A 24,889-nucleotide genomic window follows, 5' to 3' on the forward strand; every position below is an offset into this window, starting at 1 on the left:
ATTATTTACCTCTTAATGTTTCTAATTCTTCTTTAGCTGCGGAAGTGTATTCATTTAATATAATTGAAAGTTTTTTAGAATTTAACATAATTCCATTAACTTTATTCATTTTTTTAATATTTTCAATTTGTACAATTTCAGGATTAATTATTTCAACAATTAAACGTGAATTGGTATTTGAAATTTGCTTAATATTATCTTTTCCAATATAATCAAGCAGTTTATTTACGTTTATTCCACTCTTTTTAGATTGATAAATTGTGTTATCTTTAGTCTTGTTTTCCTTATTTCACTTTATTCAAATTAGACCTAGTGTTATTATGCTTAAAAAAGCTATTTTTAACTTCATCTTAAAATTCATATATTAATTATATTATTTAAAATAATTAGTAAAAATATTTAATGTATTTAGTGTGCACAAAATAAAATAAAAAAAGTTTGACACATGTCAAACATATGGTGCCGACAACTGGACTTGAACCAGCGACCCCATCCTTACCATGGATGTGCTCTACCTGCTGAGCTATGACGGCTTATGTATAAATAATATCAAATTTTAAGTTAGATAGTAATATTTTTATTATATATGTGTTAGTTTTTTATATTTTTGCTATAAAAATTTAGCAAAAAAATAACGTAACTAAATACGTTATTTAAATTATATTTTATCTAGTCATTCAGTTAGAGTTTTTTCAAATTTTTTAATTGTATTTTCTTTACTATCTAATTTTTTAACAGTGTTGAATTGTTTTATATTATGTTTTTTGGTATCACAAGTGTCATTTATGGGTGACATTTTATTATCAGAATTACTATTTTGAGTTACATTTTATTAACATCAAGGCAAAAAAACGTGTGGAGAAATTATTCTCTACATTTTTTGATCAATTAAGGTAAATCTTTCATAATCGCTTGCTGTAAGAAACACATTAACATAGCATTCTAATTTTTAACATTTCCTTAAGTTTAAATAATAAAAAGATATAAGCTAAACACTTATACCTTGTATATTTATATTAATCTAGGTCTGAACCGTTAGATTCAATAACTTTTTTATATCAGTAGAATGATTTTTTCTTACTACGTGAGAAATCACCTGTTCCATCGTCATGTCTATTTACATAGATAAATCCATAACGTTTAGCAAATTCTCCTGTACCAGCCGAAACTAAGTCAATAGGTCCTCATGTTGTATAACCTATAAGTGGAACACCGTCTTTAACTGCTTCGGACATAGCATTAATGTGTTGTCTTAAGTAGTCGATACGGTAATCATCATTAATTGAACCGTCAGCTTCAACTTTATCAATTGCTCCAAGTCCATTTTCAACAACCATTAATGGCTTATCAGGATAACGTCCATGAAGTTTGTTTAATGTATAACGAAGTCCGTCTGGGTCAATTTGTCATCCTCAATCACTTGCTTTTAAGTGTGGGTTAGCAATACCAAATGTGAAGTTTCCAACTCCTTCATCACTTTTGAGTGTTGCACTAACACAACTTGTTTGATAGTATGAGAAACTAATAAAGTCTACTGTTCCTTTAGAAAGAATTTGTTTGTCTTCTTCGGTTATAAAACTGTAATCAATGTTATTATCTCTAAAGTATCTATACATATATTCTGGATATGCACCTCTAGCTTGTACATCATTACAGAAATGGTTGTATAAATTATCTTCAAATTGAGTTAATAAAACATCTTTAGGATCTGGTGTAAGCGGATAAGCTGTTGATTGAAGTACCATATTACCAATCATAAAGTTAGTATTAATTTTCTTAGCTTCAATCACAGCAAGAGCTGAGGCAACAAATTGGTTGTGTAATGCCAAATAACTTCTTCTTTTATCTGTTTTTAATTTGTTCAAGTCGATTTTTTCTTTTGAAGACTTATCATCTTTATCCATTACTCCAAGTGAGTATAAATCACCAATTCCAAGTTTTCCGTTTAATTTAACTGGTGCATTAATTTCATTAAATGTAAGTCAGTATTTAACTTTGTCTTTATATCTAGTAAATACTGTTTTTACATATTTAACAAAGAAGTCGATAACTTCTCTGCTTTCAAAACCGTTATAGTTTTTTACAAGTGCTCAAGGCATTTCGTAGTGAGCAAGTGTAATAAGAGGTTCAATATTGTATTTTAAACATTCATCAATAACGTTTTCATAGAATTTCAAACCTTCTTCATTTGGTTTTTCATCATTACCATTAGGAAAAATTCTTCCTCAGTTAATACTGAAACGGAATACTTTAAATCCCATTTCAGCAAAGAGAGCGATATCTTCTTTGTAACGTTCATAGAATTTAATAGCGTCGTGAGATGGATAGAAAGCGTTTTGATCAATTACTGAAGAGAATCTTCTTGGTGTATCTTTATTACCACCAAGAAGCATATCAGGAATTGAAAGTCCTTTACCTCCATCTAAATAAGCCCCCTCAGCTTGGTTAGCTGCAATAGCCCCACCTCAAAGGAAACCTTCTTTGAAAACTGATTTATTCATTTTTATCCTCCGAAATTACTGAAACCATTTTATCAGCAAATTTGTGTTCTCCTAATTCAGAGAAGTTGATGTTATCAAATTCTTGTGCATTTGTAATAATAATTGGAGTTGTTAATTCATAACCTTCTTTTTTGATAGCTTTAATATCAAATTTAATTAGATTATCACCTAATGAAACTCTATCACCAACTTTAAGATTTGATTTAAAATGTTTTCCATTTAATTTTACAGTATCTATACCGATGTGCATTAAAACTTCCATACCATCATCTGATTTTAGACCAATAGCGTGTTTTGAATCCATAACCACTTGAACAGTACCGTTAAAAGGAGCTCTTAAAATTCCTTCTTTAGGTTCAATTGCATAGCCTTTTCCAAGAACTTCTGAAGCAAAAGTTGCATCATTAACATCTTTAAGTGCAATAGTTTTTCCGCTCATTGGGTTGTATAAAGTTAATTTTTTAACTTTAATTTTGTTTAAAATCATAGCTTTTTTAGAGAATTGAATTTTATCACTTGAAATTATAAGAGTTAGTACAAATGTTAAAATAATAGCAATTCCCGCAATAATAGCGGTGTAAGTAATATTCTCTCAACTTCCATTTGGACTAATAAATTCAGCAATACTTAATAGCGCCGGTGTAGCACCTGCATAAGCAGTAACTCCCCCACATTTCCCACTTAGCGTGATAAATGTGGGTATTTTTTTCACTTATATTTATGAAATAAATATAAAAAATAATACTATTATGCTACTAATATGGTATAATATGTGTATGAAAAAGACTAATAAAAGAAACTGAATTATTTCTCGGTCAAAAAGAAATAAAGGAACATATATTTCGATTGGATATAGAAAATTAGATTCTGCAGGTTATGAAACCAGATTTGGTATTGGATATGAAGAAGAATTTGATTCTTATCAGCCAAATTCAATTAAAATAATCCAAGAAATTATCAGAGAAATACCACTAAGTTGAACAAAAGAAAAAATAATTGAAATAATTGATAAAAAAATAAAACAAAAAATTGTTAAAAAACCTGAAATTTACGAAAGATACAAAGGTCTTGAACTTATACAAGATATGGTAAATTACTTTAATATATTTGAAAATTGTACTGAGACAAAGTCAATAAGTCTAAATTCAATTGTTGTTCAACAACTTTACCAAAAAATCACAAATCCAATAAGTGTTTTTGCAACGTATAAAGAATCATTAAAACATAATATAAATAGTTTTAAGAAGAATTCTTTTTACAGATCGCTTGATTATTTAGCAATAAATCAAAATCAAATTCTTAAAAACGTTAACAAAAAAATTATTGAAAATTATAAAAGGGATATTTCTATCGTTTGATATGATTCTACAACATCATACTTTGAAACCTTTGATAGAAAAGGTTATAAAAAACCCGGATTTTCAAAAGATGGTAAGTTCAAAGAAGATCAAATTGTTATTGGATTAGCAACAGATTCTAATGGAATTCCAATTCATTACAAAGTATTTCCAGGAAATACTGCAGATTCAAAAACTTTCATACCTTTTGTCCTGGATTTATTAAAAACTTATGAAATAAAAAATGTAACAATAATTGCTGATAAAGGTATGAGTGTAAATAAAAATATAAGATTTTTAGAAGATAAAAAATTGAATTATGTTATTTCTTATAGATTAAAATCTTCAAGCAAAGCATTCAAAGAATACGTTATTAATGATGAAGATTATATATCTGAAAATGGAATGCTAATTAAGAGTAGAGAAATTATTTCAACTTATAAAAAAGGAAGAAGTAATGGTAATTACAGAAAACAAATAATTACTTTTAGTCAAAAAAGAGCATCAAAAGATAAAAAAGATCGCGAACAATTAATTGACAATTTTAATAAAATAGCAAACAAAGAAGGAAAAGTTTCTTTTGAAGATATGGCTTCAAATAAGAAATATAGATTTTTCAAAGCTGTCGAAAATAAAGCTTACTATGTTCTTGATACCGAAAAAATTGAAGAAGATCAAAAATATGATGGATACTATATTTACGAAACAAACAGATTTGATTTACAAGAAACTGAAATCGTTTCATTGTATGCAAAACAATGGCAAGCAGAAGAGAATTTTAGAGTTCTAAAAGGTAATTTATCTTTAAGACCAATGTATCTTTCAACTTGAAACCACATCAAAGGTTATATTTGTCTTTCGTTTCTAAGTTTAGTTATTATTAAGTTTTTAGTTTATAAAGTTAACAAGTACACTGGACTTTCAGAAAAAGATAGATTCACAGTAGAAAAAATAACTTCTATTATGAAAGATGTTAAAGAAGCAGAAAGATATTATGATGGAAAATTAATAGAAAGCTTAGAAATTAAAAATTCAATCACTGAACAATCATGAGATGATTTCAATCTCATAAAACACATTTTTAGTGAAATTAAAAAATAACTACCAAACATTAAAATTGTTTGATAGTTTTTTATTTATGCTACTAAGTGGGAAACATAGGAATAATTGGAGTTGTTAATTCATAACCTTCTTTTTTGATAGCTTTAATATCAAATTTAATTAGATTATCACCTAATGAAACTCTATCACCAACTTTAAGATTTGATTTAAAATGTTTTCCATTTAATTTTACAGTATCTATACCGATGTGCATTAAAACTTCCATACCATCATCTGATTTTAGACCAATAGCGTGTTTTGAATCCATAACCACTTGAACAGTACCGTTAAAAGGAGCTCTTAAAATTCCTTCTTTAGGTTCAATTGCATAGCCTTTTCCAAGAACTTCTGAAGCAAAAGTTGCATCATTAACATCTTTAAGGGCAATAGTTTTTCCGCTCATTGGGTTGTATAAAGTTAATTTTTTAACTTTAATTTTGTTTAAAATCATAGCTTTTTTAGAGAATTGAATTTTATCACTTGAAATTATAAGAGTTAGTACAAATGTTAAAATAATAGCAATTCCCGCAATAATAGCGGTGTAAGTAATATTCTCTCAACTTCCATTTGGACTAATAAATTCAGCAATACTTAATAGCGCCGGTGTAGCACCTGCATAAGCAGTAACTCCTAAAATTCCGTATGCTATACCACCTAAGAATGATACAAATGAAACTACCATAATAGGTTTTTTATATTTAAGGTTAACACCATACATAGCTGGTTCAGTAATTCCTGTTAAAAGAGCAAGTACCCCAGCAGAAATAGCTTGAGATCTTTCTGATTTGTCTTTTAATTTAAATGAATATGCAAGCGCTGCTGAACCTTGCGCTAAGTTAGCAAGCAACATAGCTGGTAATGTGAATGGATCGTTACCTGTAGCTGGATCTGCTAATAATATAAGTGTAACAGCATAGAAAGCTCAGTGCATACCTGACATAACTAAGAATGGCATAGCCCCACCGATAATTCCAATAGCAAGTCATGGTGCATATCCATATACTCATTTAAGAGCGATCATTATTCATTTACCAATGATATTTCCTAATGGAGCTAAAGCAAATAATGTTATAACTCCAGCAACAATTAATACCAATGGAGGTTTTAAGAAACTCTTAATAATATTAGGTATTATTTTATCAAACACTCAGTCAACATATTTAAGTGAAATAACAGCGAATAAAGCTGGTAAGAAACTGGATGAATATGTACCAGTTACAATAGGTAAAAATCCAAATAATTTAATACCATCTTGTGTTGCAAATTTTGCAGCATTTTCTGAATCGAATAATGCAATTAAATTAGGGTGAATTAATAAAGCCACGACTGCAAGCGCCATTGCCATATTTACCTTTAATTGTTTAGATGCAGTGTATGCTAAACCTAAAGGCAAGAAGTAAAAAGCTGTATCAGCTAAGGCACTTAAAATTACATAAGTGTGATTTGTTTCAGAAAGAACATTAGTTAATGAAGGTCCAAGAATTAAAACAAGAACCTTTAATAATCCTCCACCAATTAAGGCAGGGAATAATGGTGAGATACATGCAGAAATAAATGGCAATATACTTCCAAAAAATTTCTTAATATCGAATCCAGTTTTAGTAGTTTCTTCTTTGTGACCAAAACCAGATAGTGAGTTCATTTCATCATAAAGTTTGTTTACATGGGTACCAATAATTATTTGATATTGATTCCCTACTTTCATGACACCTTGAACCCCTTTAAGAGATGAAATGCTTTTATCATCTACTTTAGAGTAATCATTAAGCTCAAATCTTAATCTAGTCATACAGTGTGTAAGAGACTTAACATTCTCTGTCCCACCAACTTCATTAAGAATAGATTGAGCTAATTCTTTATTAGTCATTTTTCCTCCTATCATTTATTTATATGGAAAGTTAAAATTCTCGGTTTAGTTTTTCAATGTAAAGTATTAAATATGCTTTTTCTTCAGTTGAAACATCTTTTTTATATTTCAGTGAAATCATCTTTACTACTTTTTCAACACATTGAGCGGGTTGTGGATATGAGTTACTTATAGTTGTATATAAATTATCGTCATTATTAAATGGTTTATTTAGATAAATGCGACTAATCAATCCTCGTAGATGCATGATAAAGCGATAATATGAAAAGGAATTTATATCATAATGTCTAGAGAAAAAAGTTTCTACAATTTTAATAATATCTTTAATAAAACTTAAAGTAGTTTGAATTTCTTCACGTTGTTCAACTTGAGCATTAACAAAGTGCATTGCGATAAATGTAGCTTCATCGTCAGTTACTTGTATATTAAGCTTATCATTCATTAATTTACATGCATATTGGCCAATTAAGAATTCTTTATCAAAAAGTCGTGATATTTCAAGAGTAAGACTATTTGTTAGCTCTTGATTGTTTTTATATCTAGTAACTACCCCAGCTATGTGGTCTGGAACAGTTAAATGAATAAACTCATTTAATGGAGTACGAAGAATTTGTTTACCATATTGAATAACTGTTTCAGAAATATCTAGTATTTCAGAATCAATATTCTTAGTTAAATTTATATATTTTTGATAAAACTCATCAGATAAAATAAATACTTGTTGATTTTGATTTTCGTTTATTTTATCCCCAACTTTGTGGTTAAATCCTAAACCTTTTTCTAAGATAATTTTATCTTTGCCATCATTATCAGTTACAATAACAGCATTGTTATTTAATATTTTTTTAATTTCCACAATACCTCCAAAATACAAAAAAAGACAACACCTTAAAAGTATGTGCGTATAAACACATTACTTATATGAGGTATTGCCCTTATGGTAACAAGCCTTTATTGTAAAAAAAATATATCAATTATATATATAGAAATTAAAAAAACTTTTATAACTATTTTATAGTACTAAACGTCAATTTTTGGAGGTAATCAATCTAGTGTTAATATAACTAAATTCACAAAAATTAAATTTTTAATTAAATAAAGATATTAAATTTTCTAGTCTATTAAAAATCAGAAAAACGTCTTTAAAATGAATATATCAATCATAAAAGTGTTTGTTATTTATCTTTTGACTTCAAGTTTTTTAATGCTATTAAAGTACATCGAAGAAAAAAGTATATACACTTGTGCTTTCTTAATATGATCATTGTTCATTATTTGACATAAGTTTACGGTAGTCTATATTGATCTTCAAATACAAATATTATAATAATCATATTTTATATTTTTTGGAGTTATTTAATATGTTATAAATCATTTAAATTGCAAACAAATACTCTTTAATTTTGTATAATTAAAGAGCAAATGTTGGAGGTATTATGTTAGAAGTATTTTTTAGTAAAAATGATCTATTAACAGTAAGAGAAGCTAAAAATCTTGGAATAAGTAGATATAAGCTTTTTAATTTAGTTAAAAAAGGATATCTAGAAAGATTAAAAAATGGAATATATAAGAAAAGAGAAACACTCAATGATGAATTTGCAGCTATTTCAGTAAAGAATGAAAATGTTGTTTTTTCATATCATACTGCTTTATTTTTATACGACCTATCTGATAGGGTTCCGAATATATTTCATATAAGCGTACCACAAGGTTATAATGTAAGACATATTAAAAAGCATACGAATTCTATTAGAGTGCACTATATCAAAAGAGAAAATTTCGAATTAGGAATCTCAGAAATTAAAACTCCGTATGGTAATAAGGTTAAAATTTATGATTTAGAGAGAACAATATGTGATATTGTTTCTCAGAGAAGAAATATTGATAGACAGATATATGTAGATGCACTAAAAGGTTATTTTAAGAGAAATGATAAAAATTTAAGAAAGCTTATAAAGTATAGTGTTATTCTAGGTGTTGAAGAAGAAATAAGAAAATATATTGAAATTTTATAAGGATGGTAGAAATACGCGAATATCGCTACAAATTTTTTCATCATCCAAAATATTAAATTATTTGTATTATAATTTAGTTAGATTATTATTAAGGAGAAAATGATGGTTAAATATAAAGATTTATTTGATAGATTAAATGTTTACATGAACATTGAAGCTATGTCGCGTTTTGAAGAACCTGTTGTGGATGAATTAAAAAGAAACATTTCAAGCTCAAAATTTGAAATCACTAGAGATGGTTTTGGTTCATTTATTGCATTAAAAAAATCTAAGAAAGCAAATGCACCAAAAGTTATGGTAGCAGCACATATGGACGAGGTTGGATATTTAGTTAGAATGATTAAAGATAATGGGAATATTCTAGTTAGTCCAGTTGGGGGAGTGTGACCTACAACAGTTATTGGTACTAAAGCTAAATTAGTAACTAATAGTGAAAATAAGATTTTTTATGGAGTTTTTGGTCACACATCAATTCACATTTTAGAAGCTGAAAAAGTAAATAAAGCAATTACAAGTAAGGAGTTATTTGTTGACTTTGGTTTCATGTCTAAAAAAGAAGTTGAAGAAGCAGGAATTGAAATTGGTGATAGAATTTATATCAGTGGTGAAACAATTCAATTCCCGAATAATATCGTTGGTGGAAAAGCAATGGATAACCGTGCTGGTGTAACTGCTATGGAATTTATTGCTAAAAATATTGAAGATCTTGAACTTGATTGTGATGTATACTTAGTAGGTACTGTTCAGGAAGAAGTAGGAACACGTGGTGCTAAAACTTCAGTTTCAATTATTAATCCAGATGTTGCTTTTGCAGTTGACACTGGAGCTAGTCATGATACTAGCGACTGTATACCTGGCGTACCAGTTTTAGGTAAAGGAGCTGCTATTTTAATTAAAGATGGTGGAACTCTTACAGATCCAATGTTAGTAAATGATTTAATGACTATTTCAAAAGAAAAAGACATTAAAGCTTATAAATATATTGCTGAAGGTGGTGGAACTGATGCTTCACAATTACAATATGGACAAGGTGGAGTTTCAACAGTAACGGTAAGTATTCCACAAAGATATTTACATTCACCAATAGGTTTAGCTAGCTTAGTTGATATTGAGGCAACAATTGATTTAGTTAGCGAATTTATTAAATCATTTAATAGTGAAAAATTAAAAGAATACAGAAAATAATTAAAAAATATGAGAGTTTAATTCTCATATTTTATTTTATTTTATTCTTCATTCTTAATATCTCTAAGAATTTTGTCTATTCTACTACCGTTTTGGCTAACAGTATCAAGTTCAAAAACAACTTGAGGAACTTTTCTTCAATCTAAACTTTTAGATAAAACAGTTCTTACATATCCAGCAGCATTATTTAAAGCTTCTAAACCTTTAGTAGTATTACCTGAAAGATTTACATATACCTTAAGATGTGAAAGATCATTACTTAAATACACGTCCATAACCACTGGATCAATAATATTTGAGTTAGTTAATTCGTTAGTTACGATATCACTAACTAATAAATGTACTCTTGCTTGTTTTCTTTGTAAATTAATATTATTCATATAACCCCCTATTTATTAACTAAATACTTTTTTAGTTCGTTGACTTTATTTTTAAGTGAACTACTTAATTCAGAAACTAAATTTATTTGTTCATTGGAATTATCAATATAATCCAAAAGATTTTTAATTTTAATAGTTTCTTTTCTATAAATGATAGCTTTATTTTTATCGAGTTTTTGTTTGGTTAAGTATGTAATCAATTGTTCATTTCTTTTATTTAATTTTTCAATTAATTCACTTATTGTAGTTTCATCGACATACCCAATAAAACTTAAATATTTTCTTAAGTTTCTTAGGAAATTAAATTCCCTAATAGACTTATTTTTTAAATTACGCTTATTTATTTCTTCTTCAATAATTCTTTGTACTTCTATTTGATGTTTTTCCATGTAAATTAAACGTTTAACATCATCTTTGTTATATTTAACTAATTGTTGTTTTAATATGTCAAAATCAATTTTGTTTAACTCGGAACTTTTGAAATAACGTTTTTTGTAATTGCAATAAAGTAAAAAACCTACATAATTTGCTTTTATACCTGTTCGTGTTGAATCAAGAATTTTTCTATAGAAAGAATCATTAATGTCCAATTTATCAAAATATTCAAAGTATTTATCAGTATTTAAAAAATGTTTTGTTGCAACACTTAGAGAAAGTTGTAAATTGATGTTAATTATATTTTTTGTTGGTAAATTGAATATTTTCTTAGTAACTTCGTTTTCTAATTGAGGATTTCAACCAATAAATTGAATATTATTTTCATTAATCTCAATTTCTTGCTCTAGAATTTTTTGAATATCTTTAGTTAAATATTCCTTCAAATCATGATAAAGTTGTTTTATGTTCATTGATTTTAATTTAATGATTCTTGTTTTGTAATATTCTTGATAATATTTATCTATATATCCAATAGTGTAACAAAACGGATAATTACTTTTTACATGAGAACCTAATATAGTTGTAAATGGAGGTGTAATCGCCTCAAAGTCAATGTAGATCTTATACTTCTCCATTTATTCCTTTCTAATAATATTATAAATTAAAAATAAGCCTTTTGGCCTATTTCATAAATTTAATTGCAGCACTTATATATTGATACCCACTAATTACATTAAATATTGCGGCAATCATGAGAGGAATGCTTAAGCAATATATGAACGTTTCGTAATTAGTTTCAATTAGTGGGGTTTTAAAAGTGAGGGGATCAAAAAATGAAGTAGTTTTAATATTGTAAGTAATTAGGAAAATAAACATAATCACAATTCCGACACTCATTAAAACAGTTTTAATCTTTCCATTAATATTTGCTTCAACTGATACATTATTTTTTGCTAAAACAGTTCTACATCCAGCAACTACTAAATCTCTAGCTAAAAAGATAATCACAACAAAAAGAGGAATTGCTTTAAGTCCCAATAAAAGTAATAAAGAAATTGTTGTAATCATTTTATCAGCAATAGGATCTCAAAGTTTTCCAAAATCGCTTACTAAGTTTTTTTCTCTAGCAATTTTTCCATCAAAGAAATCAGTAATCATAGCAACAATAAAGATTATTAAGATAAACAGTAAAAATACTACTAATGCAATTTTGTATGGATTATTTATTCAACCCCTGTATAAATCATTTGAATTAGGAATATATTTATTTGCTAAAATATTCATTAAAAACGCTAATAGTGAAAAAATAAAGAGTGGAACTGATAAAAATAATCTAATTACCGTTAATTTATTAGGTAAATTTAATTCATTGAATTTATTTAAATAATTTGTTTTCATAGTATTTTAAAACCCTTTCTTCGAAGTTTTTTAATTTATCTTCATCATAAGAATCTTTGTTTTGCTCAAAAAGTCTTTCAATTTCTAATAGTGAATTATTACATTTTTTAGCTCAGTTATTACTTTTATTATCCTTTAAGGTTATTATATGATTTACATATTTTTTATAATCAATGTTAAATAAAATTAAATCTTTAAAATATTGCTCACTAAGTAAATCTGTAATAATACTGTGAGTAGTATTTGTTAAATCACCCATATTATATCGACCAATACTTACAGTGAATTCATTTAAATATTTTTCATTTGTTTTAATAATATAGTGCATTTTAGCAAGTGATTCATTATATTCATCCTTAGATTTCATTTCTAAGTCTAAAGCTTGTTTTTTAAGTTTTTTCTTATCTAATTGACCTTTAATATATGAATAAGAAATCCAAGCTAAAAAAATAACTCCAACTACTGCTAAAATAATTCAGGATACTGGTGTGTTAAATATCTGAGTGAATCCCCCTTTTGAACCAGATGTTTCAAATGATTTTATTAATTGCACAAATCCTCCTAAATATTAATAATATTAATTTTAAACTAATTTTAATAAAATCATAATAATCAATGTGAAGTTAATTGATCTATTGAAATTTAATAAAAAATATTTAAATTTTCTAATAAATTTTTAGTTAATTTTTTTTGGAAAAATATTTAAATGCTATATAATATTAAAGCAAACACGGGGGGATAGCAAAGCGGCCAAATGCGGGTGGCTGTAACCCACTTTCTTAGGATTCGGGGGTTCGAATCCCTCTCCCCCCACCATATTGTCCCATCGCCAAGCGGTAAGGCAACGGGTTTTGGTTCCGTCATGCGTTAGTTCGAATCTAACTGGGACAGCCATATCACCAGTAAGTGGTGATTTTTATTTTAAAAATTACAGAGAATTAATCTCTGTATTCCTTTTTTAAACCTTCAAGTGCAAACACTTCTCTTATGTTTATTTTACATAAAAATTAAATATTTTTTATAAAAAGCCTTGCTGTGTTTGAGTTGTAAAGTGGAAAATTCATGCGACCATTATTTTTATTTAAAGAGCTTGAAGTACAATAGTGCTTCAATATTTATAATTATATTGCTTTTTTTAAATAAAAAAGCACACCAAAAGAATCGGTCATGACCGATTTTAAATTTTTTTCAATATTATTTTGAGATAAGTAATAAATATTCGTTAATTCTATTGATCATTATTTGAATTTGTTCATCAGAAAATTTGTCAATTGAAATACCTTTAGCAATATATCTTCTGATATGTCTATGAATGTTCTCGATAGAACCTTTTTGATATGAGCAGTACGCGTCACATTTGTATAAATTGTTTTGATTAATAACTTCGTGCAACAACACGTTCTCGGAGCCGTTGTCAATTGTTAAAGTTTTGATTTTTAATGCGTTATTTTCAATAATTTTAATCAATGATTTTTTAACTGCTAATGAAGTTTTTAGTGACCTAACTGAATAGAGTCTTCTAGATTTCCTATCTAAGACAGTAACTAAACAATACTTGTCCTCACGTTTACCAATAACTGTATCAAGTTCGTAATGGCCTTCTGTAGTTCTATTGTTAGCTTCCTCAGGTCTTTGATGAATTGGAATTGCATTTTTAAGAGAACTTTTTTGAGTTTTAAGAGTTCTCTTTCGGTATTTTCCTACCGAAAGAAATTGCAAAATATCTATAGATAATGAAAACTCATTTGACTTTAAGCACTTATATACAGTGCTTGTCGTAGGACAAGGACTATCAGGGTAATGTTTTTTAAATTTATTAACAAGTGCTTTAGCAGAAACTTTTATGGCTCTTTTTGTAAAATCCTTACTAAATCGATTTTTTCTAAAATAGTCAACTTCTTCATTTCAAAATCTAATAAAATCTTTTCATTTGTTTTGAATAGTTTTTGAATGAAGTCTAGTTCTTCTTGACCTATAAAATATCAAATATTCAGCTAATAAATTAAAATCTATATAGTTAACATAGTTAATATAATTGTCGCAATTGCGACAAACTTTCTTAAATTTCTTAACAAAATCACCTTGATTTGTTGCAGAAATTTTTAATAGTTTTTTAATAGTTTTTGGTTGAAATCTTACAATGTTTGAAACTTGAGAAATGGTTTTATTTTGCCCTATTAACCTTAAACATTCATTAAAATGAAGAATACTCATTTGATTCTCTTTCAATAGTCTTGTTTTTATGACTTTCGAATGTAATAACCTAATTTCTTCATCAGAATTCTTTATCAAATAATGATTGTTAGGAAGATGTTTTCGTTTAGTTTTTATACACACAACTTTTTCAAGAGAATTTTTAATATTTGCTATAATCATATTGGGTCCTTTCGTATTTTTTTGTTCACTATTATTTTACTAAAAGACCCAATAAATAAAAACAGTCATGCGCTAATGGTCGCATGACTTTTCTATTTTACGGCTGTGTTTGAGTAGATTAGTCCGTCAGAGCGTTTCGCTATTATAATTAGAAAACAAAAGACTAAGCGTCGACTGAGCGGAGAAAAAAAGAACCATATTTTATTTGTGGGTGAACAACAAAAAATCAAAAGCCTCCACGGCGCTTGAGTGGATAAAAAAGATAAAGATTTATGAATTATTGTGGTTATATTACACTCTATCATTCAAGATCAGGTAATTGGTTTAATAAAAATAGTTCTATTTCGTATTCTTGTTCGGCTATTTCTTTAGAGGATTTAAAACCAAAAATTTTTCTCGGCATATTGTTTATTTTATCTTGAAGTTCCTGGATTTGTTCATCTGTTAAATTAGTAAAATCAAATCCTTTTTTATGTTTTCTTCTTATTAAACCATTTATATTTTCATTAGAACCTCTCTGAAATGAACAATATGTCTGTGCTTTATAAATTACTAAATCATTTTCGTGAGCTACTAGTCCGAGAGATTGAAACTCAAAACCATTATCAGAAGTTATTGATAAAAATGGGTATTTTGATTCTTCAATTATTTTCTTTAATACTTTGTTTATTTCAAGAGAAAATTTACTTTTAACCCTTTTTATATAGGTAAAACGTGTTTTTCTTTCGGTTAATGTTAATAAATTATGATGTCCTTTCATTTTTCTTCCGATGACTAAGTGTATTTCTCAATGACCTCATTTTTCTCTTTTATCAATATCTTTCGGTCTCATAGCAATAGGGTAGACATATTTATTTCCATTTGTTAATCTAACTTTATAATCTGTTTTTCTTTTACCGTTTTTAACATACGCCTTTCTTAGTCTATTATTCATTTTAAGAACTCAAATATTCGACTTAATCCATTTATAAATAGTTTTTACAGAATAACCTTTTTTATTAGTTTTTTCTTGATAAAGTTTAAGAGTTGCTTCAACCCCGTGATAATTTTTTTTGTAATTTTAAAAAAGAAATCGTTAAATGCTTTGTCTGAATACGCATTGTGATTTCTTGAATAGCACATTGTCTAATTCTCATTTTTTATGTGCATATGATGCATCGTAACATCCATAAATATCAGAATTTCTTTTAATGTTTTAATTCAATAATGAATTTGAATTATTAATCTCTCTTCTGGTTTTAATTGTGTATAATTCATATGACCTCATTTCAAATAAATGGTTAAAAGAGAAACTGTTTGCAATCTGTTTGTTTCTCTTTTTTTATTTTAAATCAAAAAAGTACAAACGCAAATACGTTTACACTTCAAAGTTAATCTAGGGTCATTCGAATATAACATAAGACTCTATGAATTTACAAAATAATGCAAAAGAAAATTACTTATGCAATATACTAATTAATATTATTTAGTTCCCGGGATTCACACTATCACCTGATCCGGAAGTATTTAAACTTCCATTTTTGTTGTCTTGATCATTTTTATTAGGATTTTCAACCTTATTTTTATTTTCATTTTTCTTTCCACACGAAGCAGAAATAGCAATTGTTGGAAGTATTAAACTAATAGTTCCTAATGTGAAAAATCATTTATTTTTTTTCATATTTTACACTCCTTTCTTTAGGATTTTACTTGTTTTTATAAAAAAAAAAAAAAGCTAAAATTTAAACAAAATATAAAAAAATACTATGTTTTTAAGTATTGAAAAGGAGTAATATGAAAAAAATTAACTTAATATTTAGTACTTTAACAACTCTTGCTTTACCTTTGATTTCTATAAGTTGTAATGTCGAGAAGCAATCAAAAACAAAGTCTTTGAATTTAATTGATACTAAAACTTTTTATGATGTCATAAAAGAAAGTAGTCAAAATAAATACCCTTCTGTTTACATAACTCGTAATGCTGCTCAAGTTTATAATAGTGTATTTAACTTAATACTTTCACAATTGATGTTAAGTGAAAATAAAAATGATTATAATGATCAAATTCTTCTCATTGACCAAGCAGTACAAAATAATGAAATTAAAGAAAATCAAAGATTCAATTTTAAATCACTTATTAAAAAATATGGTAGTGTTCTTGATAAAGGTGTTGAGAAAGGAAGAGTATTAATACTAAATAACACAAAAACCATAGAGCAATCTAAAGATATTCCCTATAATATTTTCCCAAGAGAAATCCATGAATATGAAACATATTTAAAAATGTATTTAGAAAAAGGTGTTAATAAATTTGATTTCTATATACCTGATATTTCATTTATAGGTATGAAACCAGAAGTAAGAAATTGAATTTTAAAAAGAGCAAATAGTATTACACTATTAAGTGACGGAAATGCTCAACAATACAAATTCATCAGAGACAATTATTTAAGATGATTAAAAAATCAAAAAGTCACTTATTCTAAAAAAGAGTTGGAACAATATTGAAATAACTTCCAAAATAATCCTGAACTAACATCTCCTGAAATTGATTATCACTTTTTCTATAAATTAGAAGATAAATTGAAAATATTTAATTTTGATGGTAGATATTCACTTGCTTTTAACGCAGAATTAGAATATATAAAAAGTCCTTGAGCTAAGATTAACATAAATAATTATCCGTTGGATTACACAAAAATCCCTGAAAAATTAAATATTTCTGTTGATGATTATTTAAATGAATATGAGAAATTAAATAATTTATACGGTAAAAAATTCGAGGATTTAATAGTTTATGGCAACGATAATTTAGATAAAGCAAAAAATAATTTAATCTTCATGGGAAGTTCTTTATTCAGACATTATGAGCCTGGTAAAGAATTTGAAGGGGATTTACGTTTAGACCATAATCCCAAAGCATTGAACGAAATCAATCAATATTTTGCAACTTTGCTTAAAAAATATCCAAGTGATAAATATAATTACATTTTTAAACTACATCCATATTACAAAGATCAACAAGCACTAGAATATATTAATAAAATGCTTGGTTCACATAAAATTAATCCGGTTATAATCGACCCAGGGATCTCTTGAGAAAATTTAATTGCTATGGAATTCAAGAACTTACGAAATAATACCTCAGTAATTTTTGATAGGAATGACTTTAAAAATAATAAATCTAAAACTATTATAACAGGTCTTCAAGCTACAACTACTGTATTAAACTCAACATACTCATTCTTAACTGAAGCGTTTGGAATAAGATTGAGGGAGGCATATAGTTTTGTAGACCCTAAAAATTTCCCATTGTCAAATAAATTTAATATTGTTATTAGAGATGTTAAACACGAAACAGATGAAAAAACATTTAACGCTAATGTTGAGGAACTCAAAAAAGCAAATTTATGAAATATGATATCAGAAAGTTTCCCATGATATGAAGAATTCATCTCGATGAACGAATTCCTTTCAAAAAAATAGACCACAGAATTAAACTAGGACACAAAAAGTTAACATTTATTTGTCAACTTTTTGTGTCCTAGTTTAAATGTAAAAGCTTTGTTTTAATTAGTAAACATATTAAATTAGGATACAAAATATTGACAAAATAACGTTAACTTTCTGTGTCTTAATTTATTGTTTCTTCTTTTTATTTTAAATCAAAAAAGTACAAACGCAAATATGTTTGCACTTCAAAGTATAATCAAGGTTACAGAGAATTAATCTCTGTAATTTTACTTTTATACTGTCTATTAAATCATATTTATTTTCTTAATGATAATTTTAAATATTTTTCTTTGTATTTAGTGAGTTTTTCTTCGTTATTAATAGTATTTTTAGCAAGATATACAATCATATTTTTAATAAATGTTGAAATAAATTCAAATTCAATTTGTGATTACGGATGTAGTTCATAAAATAATTCTAAAAATGTCAAAAGTTGAATTTACAGAAAATAAAGTTCTTCAATTTTTAATATCACTTCCTATGCTTGTTAGAATTCAAATTACACACATAACAATTAATAAAATTACATTTCTTTTACTTTGAACATAATTTGCAAACGACTCATTGGTATTAATAGAGCTATTTAATATTTCTTCATCATTATCACATTTTTTATTGCTATTGAATGTTAAAAATTTTCACAATTTAAATGCTAAACCTATATTTTTACCTTTTTGTATCATGTTCAATAAACAAACTTGAATTAGAATTAATCAGATTAATACTATAAAGTTAATTGTGTATGCTACAACAAGCGCAAGTCATGTTTTTATTGGTTGATGAAAGTCAATTTTATTGCTAATTAAACTTAAAATCAAGGTTAATGCAAATATTAGTAACATAACACAAACAAATATTAATTTTAATATTGTTGCCTTTTTATCTTTAGTCAAAAACATTTTCCTCCCTATTAAATCTTGTAAAGATTATTTACATTAATTTTTTTATTCAACATACGTTTCGTAGCATTTTCATATTAGTAATAATTAAAATTTAAAATGTAATGACAAAACAGACGTAAAAAGTAAACCAGAACACAAAAAATAGGTGAATAATACTAACTATTTTTGTATTCTAGTTTTAAATTTTTATTTAAATATTTTGATATGTTTATTTTGAAATTTAGTTATCTTTTTTATATATTTGATAATTTTAATTTTTTAATATTATTAAATTTCAAATTTGAATAAATATAATATTTCTTTATTTTTTCAATTTTAGAAGATATATTGATATTTTCCTTAGCTACAATTAATGTTATTAATTTATTTATTTTCTTAATTGTCAATAATCAAAAAACAAATGATAAAATAAAAAGAATTAAATAAAATGGAATTTTTAAACTTAAAATAATAAGAAAAACTGTAATAGGGCTTAATCATAGTATAAAAAACAGAATAAATAAAACAAGCTTGGGTACTAAAAATTTTTGATTTTGTACAAATTTCTTAAAATTATTTGTTAAATATAAATTTGAGAACTCTTGATTGCCTAATATGATTTTATTTTTTTACTATAAATAACAAGTTTAATGTTAATGAAAGTTCTAAAACTAAATCAAGCTATAGCTGAAGCTAAAATTAGAACTAAAAATAAATTTGGTCAAAATTGGTTAGCATTGTATTCATTATTAAAATTCAATTTTAATAATGTAAAAATAATTAAAATTATTGCAGAAATTACTATAATTGGGTAAAAAATTAACTTACTTAGAATAGCTCATTTCACTTGTTTATCATTTGTTATCATTAGTACCCACCAAAGTTCCTTTCATATTATCTTCAATTGATTTGAACTTTTTGTAATCTTCAAATATTTCTTTTTTGTTAATTGTTTCTATAGTTGTGTTCACATTGCCTCTTTCTGTTTAATATAAATTATTAAACTTATATATATTTTGATTATATTATAAAGTTTAAATAATTAGAAATATTTTCATATTCCCTATATTTGTATGTTTTACAATTCATGAAGTTATTTTGCAGCGAATAATGTTAAAAACATCATTTTTCTTATATCTATTGATGATTCTAATTTATCATCAAAAGTATCTAAAAATATTTTGCAATGTTTATATTTATCAAAATTTAATTTGAAACTACTAATATATTTTCTAATTGTTCGTAATTATCAAAATCTTGCTTGAATTCATCAATTTTTAAAAACATATTTTCATTAAATAAATAATATTTTTCAATAAAAGATTTTCTATTATTTATAAATACTTTAATTTTGTCTAATAAATCAATTCATTTAGTATTGTTAAAATCGTTTCAATTATTTTAATTATTCTTTTGTTATTACTATTAGATACAAGTTCAGTTACTTTTTTCTTTATATTAAATCATTCTGTTCCGATATTATCAACTGTTAACAAACTGCTTGGCTTGTAAAATCAAAAAATGATGAAGAAATTAAAACAATATCTGCAATTTGCATTAATTTTCTCTTGTTTAAACTTAATAATTTAATATAGTGATCGTTATACATTAGCGACAAATCGTTAAAAACTTTATTTATCTTTTCTTCTATAGTGTTATCTAAAATTAAACATATCAGTTGAATAATTTCGCTTATAAATGTTCAATTTTTCTTAACTAATTTAATTCCATCTATTTCCTTAACATACTTTTTAGGAATTAAACTCATATATATTATTTCAAAATTCAAATAATCTTTCAATATGGCTTTTGTTACAAAATTATCATTAAAAACCATTCAATGTTGGGATCTTTTGAAAAATCTATAAATTTATGATTACCTAAAGAAATAAAATCAATATCGTTAAATTTAAATTTATTTTTCTTAAAATTCATGTTATATAAATAACTACAAGTTAAAACTAAGTTATTATCGGTTATATTTTTTATAAAATCATTATATATATTCTTCATACTTGTTTATATCTTTATGTATAAATCAGTTTCAAATTAATATTTGGATTTTAGTAATATTGAGATTATGTTGTATAAAAATAAATACAAAATAAAAACTCAACAAAATTATGTATTTATATTTATTGAAATTTCAAATAGTAATAATCATATTAAAAAAGCGGTTAACCGCTAAATTAATTAGTATTAATTAATACAATCTTGATTTTACCAATTTCAGTGATTGTAATTTTTCTAAAAGTTCATTTTAAATATAAACATAGACGTAAGTCTATGTCTAAATTATTATAATTCATCAACTTGAAGTGAAGAACAACTAATTGTTACAGGAACTTTTTTACCAAAACTTTCAATTTCAATAACTGCACTTAAAGAGTTGTCAGAAATTTCTTGCACAATTCCTCTTTCACCTGTATAAGGTCCTTCGATAATTTCAACAACATCTCCAACTTTAAATGTAACAAAGTATTTACCTTGGTTAAATTCTTCTAAAGCCATTTTTTCACGTTGTAATGATTTTCTAATTTCTCTTTCAGTAACTGGAGTAGGTTTTGCTCCTTTACCTGATGAACCGATAAGACCTGTAACATATTGAGTGTTACGGATAACAAATCAAGCTCTATCGGTCATATCCATTTTTATAAATATGTAACCTGGATACATATTTACTCATTTGATTTTATAATCTTTACCCTCTCTTTTTTTCTCTAATTCCTTTGGAGTTAAAACAGGTTTTTGAAAAATTTTAAAAGGCCCGTTTTCAGTAGCTTCAGGATCGAAGTCTCCATCAACTTGCTCAGCTATAATACGGTTAGCAAGAGCTTCGATAACAACATTTTCCTTTCCGGAAATTGTTGAAATCATGTATCAATTCATTTTTCTCATAAATTCTCCTATTCTAAATTCCAATACCAAAGTAATTTCATAAATAAGTAAATGCGATCGAAACAGCAAACGCAAAAATCATAAACACTATGCTAAAAATAATAATTTGAGTCATTGAAGAAATATTTTTTGATTTATCAGGTCATCTAACTCTTTTAATTTCTTTAATGGTTTTTCTTAAAAGATATTTTTTATTTCTAGTTTTCTTAATTTTGATTTGTTTTTGTTGCTGTTCTTTCATATTATTTCTCTTCTCTATGTTCTGTGTGAGTCTTGCAATTTGTGCAGTGTTTGTTAATAACAATTCGCTCTAAATTACCGCTACTTTTATTTGTTTGGTAATTTTTTCTCCTGCAAATTGAACAAGAAAGTGTAATTTTTTGTTTGCTCATATGTTATTTAATTATATAAAAAATAACTCATTATGTATTTATATTTTGAGTTGTTTTAGATAAAAAATCAAAAACTATCTAATTGTATCTAGAGAGTAAAGTATTTCAGTTTTTGTTGCCATTTTTGATAAGGTATCAAGTTCTTTTTTTATTTCTTCTTTTTTCTCAAAAAAATCTGAGTCTTTTTGTGAACTTCATCTTTCAAGAACAATAATTTCTTTAGATAAATTAAGTCCATATTCAAATGATAGATTTTGCGTTTCCATTCTAGCTCTTTTAACAAAAACGTATAAATAGTCTACAAAACCTTTTAATTTTTCCTCTTTTACAATGTATTTGGTAGCTTTAGAGTATATCATTTAGTCTCCTATTTTAGTCTTTCAAAGAAAATAAATTTTCTTTCCGTATGTATGTTATCAAATTTAGAGAAATTTTCAATGTTTTTAAGTGAAAATTCGATATTTGATAATTGTTGAGAAACATCATTGATTTTTTCAGGTAATACTACTGAAAGATATGTTGACACAGCATAAATTCCATTTAGTAGTCTAATCAAAACTTTTTCTAGTTCATCTTTATTTTCTTTAAGTGTTCATGGTTTAGTTAAATCAATGTATTTATTTAATTCGCTCGAGAGTTCAATGGCAGTTTTTAGAGCCTTATCGATTTCCAAATTATCAAAATATTGAATGTATTTATCTTTACTGTTGATAATTTTGTTTTCAATTTCTTCATGAATTTCTTCATTGGTTTGAGAATATTTAAGCGGTCTATCAAACGAATTTGAAATCATTGTCAATGTACGTGAAACTAAATTTCCGTAATTATTGATTAAATCTGCATTAATAACATCTTTAAATCTTTGTTCATCATAAATACCATCTTCACCAAGTGCGATTTGACTAGTAAAATAATATTTTATCATTTCATGGTGGTATTTATTTAGTAAATCATATGGGTCTACTACATTATTTTTAGATTTACTCATTTTTCCGGTAGGAGTTACGATTCAACCGTGACTTTGAATTCTACTTGGTTGACGTAAGTTAAGTCCCTTAATAAAAATCGGTCAGTAAACAAAGTGAAATCTAGCAATTTCTTTTCCTAAAAGATGAATAATTTCATCTCCATTTTTTCAATATTTATCAAACTCTTCTGAAGAATTTTTAAAATCAAATCCTAAAGCTGTTATATAACTGCATAAAGCATCTAATCAAACATAAATAGTATGTTTTGGGTCTTTATTTGATTTAATTCCCCAATCAACATTAGTTCTAGTTACCGAAAGGTTGTTTAGATTTTTTAAGAAGTTATTTTGCATCTCATTTACTGATTTTTTAGGTGCTAAAAATTCAGGATTTTCTTCAATGTAATCAATGATTCATTGATTAAATTGATTCATTTTAAAGAAATAACTTTCCTCCGAAACATTTATTAATTTATGTCCACTTTCAGGGTGATAATAATTACCATCTTCTTTAAGAATTGCTTGTGTTGGTGTTAGAAATTCTTCATCACTAACTGAATATAAACCATCATATTTATCTTTGTAAATAAGTCCTTTTTCGACAAAAAAGTCAAAAATTTTATTTACTACTTCTTCATGTTTTTTATCTGTTGTTCTGATAAAGTCAATATCAATTTTAAAATCACTTCATAGTTTTTTAAATAGTTCAGATTTTTGATTAACAAATTCTTGAGGACTTAATTTTTGTTCAAGTGCCTTTTCATAAATTTTTTGTCCATGTTCATCTGAACCTGTAATTAATTTAACATCATAACCTTGAAGTTTTTTGTAATTTGCTAACACTCAAGCAACTGTTGTTGTATAAAGATGTCCGATGTGTAAATTTCCTGAAGCATAGTAAATAGGTGTAGTAATATAACAAGTTTTTTTATTCATTATTTTCTCCTACAATTTTTGGCTTATATAATTCTTTTATTTCTGGTAAATATTCATGTGAGTTTTTATCTTCTGAACTGTGCAAATATAAATTTGGTAAGAAATGAACTCCTCAACCTGCGTTCATTCTACCTTCAATTAGAACTAATTTTGGTTTATCTTGAATTCTCGGAATGATGAATTGAACTCTTTTTGGTTCGATGTTGTAATTACGCATGTATTGAAAACAATCAACAAGTCTTTCAACAGGTATAACTAAATTTAAATATCCTTTTTGTTCGAGTAATTTTGATGAACCTTTAATGATTTGCTCTAAATTTAAGTGAATTTCGTGTGTTGCAATTAGTTTTTCAACTGAAATTTTACTGCTAGCTTTAGTTTTATCATATGGATAAAATGGAGGATTACATACAATAACTTGGAACTTTTTATTAACAGTTTTATTTCATTCTTTTCAAAAAATGTTAAAGTCTTGATTTACAACACTTATTTGTTCCTCCATATTGTTTTTAGCAATATTAATTTTAGCTAGTTCACAAGCTTTTGTTTGAATTTCTAAAGCAGTGATTTGCATATTTTTGTGTCTAGCTGCTAGAAAAATTGATAATGCACCATTATTAGTACCAATTTCTAGTAAAGTGGAAGTTTTATTATTTAATTGAACAAAATTACCTAATAAAATTGTATCTACCGAATAATTAAACATTGTTTTGTCTTGGTAAACATATAAATTTGAATCAAAACCAAGCGAATTAATTTCTCAATTTTTGTCAATATTTTGCATT

Annotated in this window: 26 protein-coding genes, 3 tRNA genes and 1 pseudogene; 7 read left to right on the plus strand and 23 right to left on the minus strand. The window is 26.0% G+C overall.

Features of this window, described 5'->3' with window-relative positions; genetic code table 4:
- Position 1: 1 nt before the first annotated feature.
- The 5 genes from EXC66_RS00650 to EXC66_RS00665 form a co-directional block, all read right to left on the minus strand.
- Positions 2-361, minus strand: coding sequence for a PTS transporter subunit EIIB (locus tag EXC66_RS00650; protein ID WP_040544412.1), 360 nt, complete (start codon positions 359-361; stop codon positions 2-4).
- A gap of 96 nt (positions 362-457) precedes the next feature.
- A tRNA-Thr gene (locus EXC66_RS00655) sits at positions 458-533 on the minus strand.
- A 125-nt stretch (positions 534-658) separates the two neighbouring features.
- A complete protein-coding gene (locus EXC66_RS04285; protein WP_006886590.1) occupies positions 659-796 on the minus strand; it encodes a hypothetical protein in 138 nt (45 codons plus the stop codon).
- Positions 797-1,016: 220 nt separating this feature from the next.
- The gene (locus EXC66_RS00660; protein ID WP_006886589.1) at positions 1,017-2,501 is read right to left on the minus strand and encodes a glycoside hydrolase family 1 protein; all 1,485 of its coding nucleotides are present in this window, start codon (positions 2,499-2,501) and stop codon (positions 1,017-1,019) included.
- Complete coding sequence (locus EXC66_RS00665) at positions 2,494-3,213, minus strand: PTS sugar transporter subunit IIA (protein WP_006886588.1); 720 nt, start codon at positions 3,211-3,213, stop codon at positions 2,494-2,496. The genes EXC66_RS00660 and EXC66_RS00665 overlap by 8 nt, the downstream gene beginning before the upstream one ends.
- Before the next feature lie 64 nt (positions 3,214-3,277).
- On the opposite strand from EXC66_RS00665, the gene EXC66_RS00670 reads away from it, so the two are divergent.
- Positions 3,278-4,939 carry an IS1634 family transposase gene (locus EXC66_RS00670; RefSeq protein ID WP_006886587.1) on the plus strand — a complete coding sequence of 554 codons (1,662 nt, stop codon included), beginning with the start codon at positions 3,278-3,280 and terminating at the stop codon, positions 4,937-4,939.
- A 43-nt stretch (positions 4,940-4,982) separates the two neighbouring features.
- Here EXC66_RS00670 and EXC66_RS00675 read toward each other — a convergent pair whose 3' ends face one another.
- Together EXC66_RS00675 and EXC66_RS00680 are read right to left on the minus strand one after the other, a co-directional pair.
- Entirely contained in the window at positions 4,983-6,806 is a 1,824-nt protein-coding gene (locus EXC66_RS00675; RefSeq protein WP_006886586.1) for a glucose PTS transporter subunit IIA, read from the minus strand.
- A 31-nt stretch (positions 6,807-6,837) separates the two neighbouring features.
- Positions 6,838-7,662 carry a PRD domain-containing protein gene (locus EXC66_RS00680; RefSeq protein ID WP_006886585.1) on the minus strand — a complete coding sequence of 275 codons (825 nt, stop codon included), beginning with the start codon at positions 7,660-7,662 and terminating at the stop codon, positions 6,838-6,840.
- Between the two features lie 580 nt (positions 7,663-8,242).
- Between EXC66_RS00680 and EXC66_RS00685 the strand changes: the two genes are divergently transcribed.
- Entirely contained in the window at positions 8,243-8,821 is a 579-nt protein-coding gene (locus EXC66_RS00685; protein ID WP_006886584.1) for a type IV toxin-antitoxin system AbiEi family antitoxin domain-containing protein, read from the plus strand.
- A 102-nt stretch (positions 8,822-8,923) separates the two neighbouring features.
- Positions 8,924-10,006, plus strand: coding sequence for a M42 family metallopeptidase (locus EXC66_RS00690; RefSeq protein WP_006886583.1), 1,083 nt, complete (start codon positions 8,924-8,926; stop codon positions 10,004-10,006).
- Between the two features lie 41 nt (positions 10,007-10,047).
- Here the strand turns inward: EXC66_RS00690 and rbfA are convergent, their stop codons facing one another.
- From rbfA to EXC66_RS00710, 4 genes are read right to left on the minus strand one after another with little or no spacing between them, the layout of a single operon-like run.
- Entirely contained in the window at positions 10,048-10,386 is a 339-nt protein-coding gene (gene rbfA, locus EXC66_RS00695; RefSeq protein ID WP_006886582.1) for a 30S ribosome-binding factor RbfA, read from the minus strand.
- Positions 10,387-10,394: 8 nt separating this feature from the next.
- Entirely contained in the window at positions 10,395-11,399 is a 1,005-nt protein-coding gene (locus EXC66_RS00700; protein ID WP_006886581.1) for a hypothetical protein, read from the minus strand.
- Between the two features lie 46 nt (positions 11,400-11,445).
- The gene (pgsA, locus tag EXC66_RS00705) at positions 11,446-12,162 is read right to left on the minus strand and encodes a CDP-diacylglycerol--glycerol-3-phosphate 3-phosphatidyltransferase (RefSeq protein ID WP_006886580.1); all 717 of its coding nucleotides are present in this window, start codon (positions 12,160-12,162) and stop codon (positions 11,446-11,448) included.
- Positions 12,140-12,715 carry an MHJ_0274 family protein gene (locus EXC66_RS00710; protein WP_006886579.1) on the minus strand — a complete coding sequence of 192 codons (576 nt, stop codon included), beginning with the start codon at positions 12,713-12,715 and terminating at the stop codon, positions 12,140-12,142. The genes pgsA and EXC66_RS00710 overlap by 23 nt, the downstream gene beginning before the upstream one ends.
- Positions 12,716-12,894: 179 nt before the next feature.
- On the opposite strand from EXC66_RS00710, the gene EXC66_RS00715 reads away from it, so the two are divergent.
- Together EXC66_RS00715 and EXC66_RS00720 are read left to right on the plus strand one after the other, a co-directional pair.
- Positions 12,895-12,978: transfer RNA gene (locus tag EXC66_RS00715), tRNA-Tyr, on the plus strand.
- Positions 12,979-12,981: 3 nt separating this feature from the next.
- A tRNA-Gln gene (locus EXC66_RS00720) sits at positions 12,982-13,056 on the plus strand.
- Between the two features lie 300 nt (positions 13,057-13,356).
- Here the strand turns inward: EXC66_RS00720 and EXC66_RS00725 are convergent.
- The 3 genes and pseudogenes from EXC66_RS00725 to EXC66_RS00735 all read right to left on the minus strand — a co-directional run bounded on the left by EXC66_RS00725 (position 13,357) and on the right by EXC66_RS00735 (position 16,198).
- Positions 13,357-14,538, minus strand: coding sequence for an IS30 family transposase (locus EXC66_RS00725; RefSeq protein WP_129622304.1), 1,182 nt, complete (start codon positions 14,536-14,538; stop codon positions 13,357-13,359).
- 298 nt (positions 14,539-14,836) lie between these two features.
- Positions 14,837-15,795: pseudogene (locus EXC66_RS00730) on the minus strand (IS30 family transposase).
- Between the two features lie 208 nt (positions 15,796-16,003).
- The gene (locus EXC66_RS00735; protein WP_006886499.1) at positions 16,004-16,198 is read right to left on the minus strand and encodes a variable surface lipoprotein; all 195 of its coding nucleotides are present in this window, start codon (positions 16,196-16,198) and stop codon (positions 16,004-16,006) included.
- 113 nt (positions 16,199-16,311) lie between these two features.
- On the opposite strand from EXC66_RS00735, the gene EXC66_RS00740 reads away from it, so the two are divergent.
- The gene (locus tag EXC66_RS00740) at positions 16,312-18,003 is read left to right on the plus strand and encodes a hypothetical protein (protein ID WP_006886501.1); all 1,692 of its coding nucleotides are present in this window, start codon (positions 16,312-16,314) and stop codon (positions 18,001-18,003) included.
- A 380-nt stretch (positions 18,004-18,383) separates the two neighbouring features.
- Here EXC66_RS00740 and EXC66_RS00745 read toward each other — a convergent pair whose 3' ends face one another.
- Positions 18,384-18,929 carry a hypothetical protein gene (locus tag EXC66_RS00745; protein ID WP_006886503.1) on the minus strand — a complete coding sequence of 182 codons (546 nt, stop codon included), beginning with the start codon at positions 18,927-18,929 and terminating at the stop codon, positions 18,384-18,386.
- A 638-nt stretch (positions 18,930-19,567) separates the two neighbouring features.
- On the opposite strand from EXC66_RS00745, the gene EXC66_RS04290 reads away from it, so the two are divergent.
- Positions 19,568-19,726: a hypothetical protein gene (locus EXC66_RS04290; protein WP_158004704.1), complete on the plus strand. Its 159-nt coding sequence runs from the start codon at positions 19,568-19,570 to the stop codon at positions 19,724-19,726.
- A 540-nt stretch (positions 19,727-20,266) separates the two neighbouring features.
- On the opposite strand, the gene EXC66_RS04295 is transcribed toward EXC66_RS04290, so the two are convergent.
- From EXC66_RS04295 to EXC66_RS00780, 8 genes are all read right to left on the minus strand, one after another.
- Positions 20,267-20,407: a hypothetical protein gene (locus EXC66_RS04295; RefSeq protein ID WP_006886507.1), complete on the minus strand. Its 141-nt coding sequence runs from the start codon at positions 20,405-20,407 to the stop codon at positions 20,267-20,269.
- Positions 20,401-20,679 (minus strand): hypothetical protein, encoded by a 279-nt coding sequence (locus tag EXC66_RS00750; protein ID WP_129622308.1) that lies wholly within the window; start codon positions 20,677-20,679, stop codon positions 20,401-20,403. The genes EXC66_RS04295 and EXC66_RS00750 overlap by 7 nt, the downstream gene beginning before the upstream one ends.
- 530 nt (positions 20,680-21,209) lie before the next feature.
- The gene (gene nusG / locus EXC66_RS00755; protein ID WP_112579163.1) at positions 21,210-21,809 is read right to left on the minus strand and encodes a transcription termination/antitermination protein NusG; all 600 of its coding nucleotides are present in this window, start codon (positions 21,807-21,809) and stop codon (positions 21,210-21,212) included.
- A gap of 13 nt (positions 21,810-21,822) precedes the next feature.
- Entirely contained in the window at positions 21,823-22,050 is a 228-nt protein-coding gene (gene secE / locus EXC66_RS00760) for a preprotein translocase subunit SecE (RefSeq protein WP_006886511.1), read from the minus strand.
- 1 nt (position 22,051) lies between these two features.
- Positions 22,052-22,201 (minus strand): 50S ribosomal protein L33, encoded by a 150-nt coding sequence (rpmG, locus tag EXC66_RS00765; protein ID WP_083815535.1) that lies wholly within the window; start codon positions 22,199-22,201, stop codon positions 22,052-22,054.
- A 74-nt stretch (positions 22,202-22,275) separates the two neighbouring features.
- Positions 22,276-22,560, minus strand: coding sequence for a hypothetical protein (locus EXC66_RS00770; protein ID WP_006886512.1), 285 nt, complete (start codon positions 22,558-22,560; stop codon positions 22,276-22,278).
- An 8-nt stretch (positions 22,561-22,568) separates the two neighbouring features.
- Positions 22,569-24,104: a methionine--tRNA ligase gene (gene metG / locus EXC66_RS00775; RefSeq protein ID WP_006886513.1), complete on the minus strand. Its 1,536-nt coding sequence runs from the start codon at positions 24,102-24,104 to the stop codon at positions 22,569-22,571.
- Entirely contained in the window at positions 24,097-24,888 is a 792-nt protein-coding gene (locus tag EXC66_RS00780; protein WP_006886514.1) for a tRNA1(Val) (adenine(37)-N6)-methyltransferase, read from the minus strand. Before EXC66_RS00780 ends, metG begins: the two co-directional genes overlap by 8 nt.
- Position 24,889 lies beyond the last annotated feature (1 nt).

The sequence above is a fragment of the Mycoplasmopsis anatis genome (genome assembly GCF_900660655.1).
Lineage (GTDB): Bacteria > Bacillota_I > Bacilli_A > Mycoplasmatales > Metamycoplasmataceae > Mycoplasmopsis > Mycoplasmopsis anatis.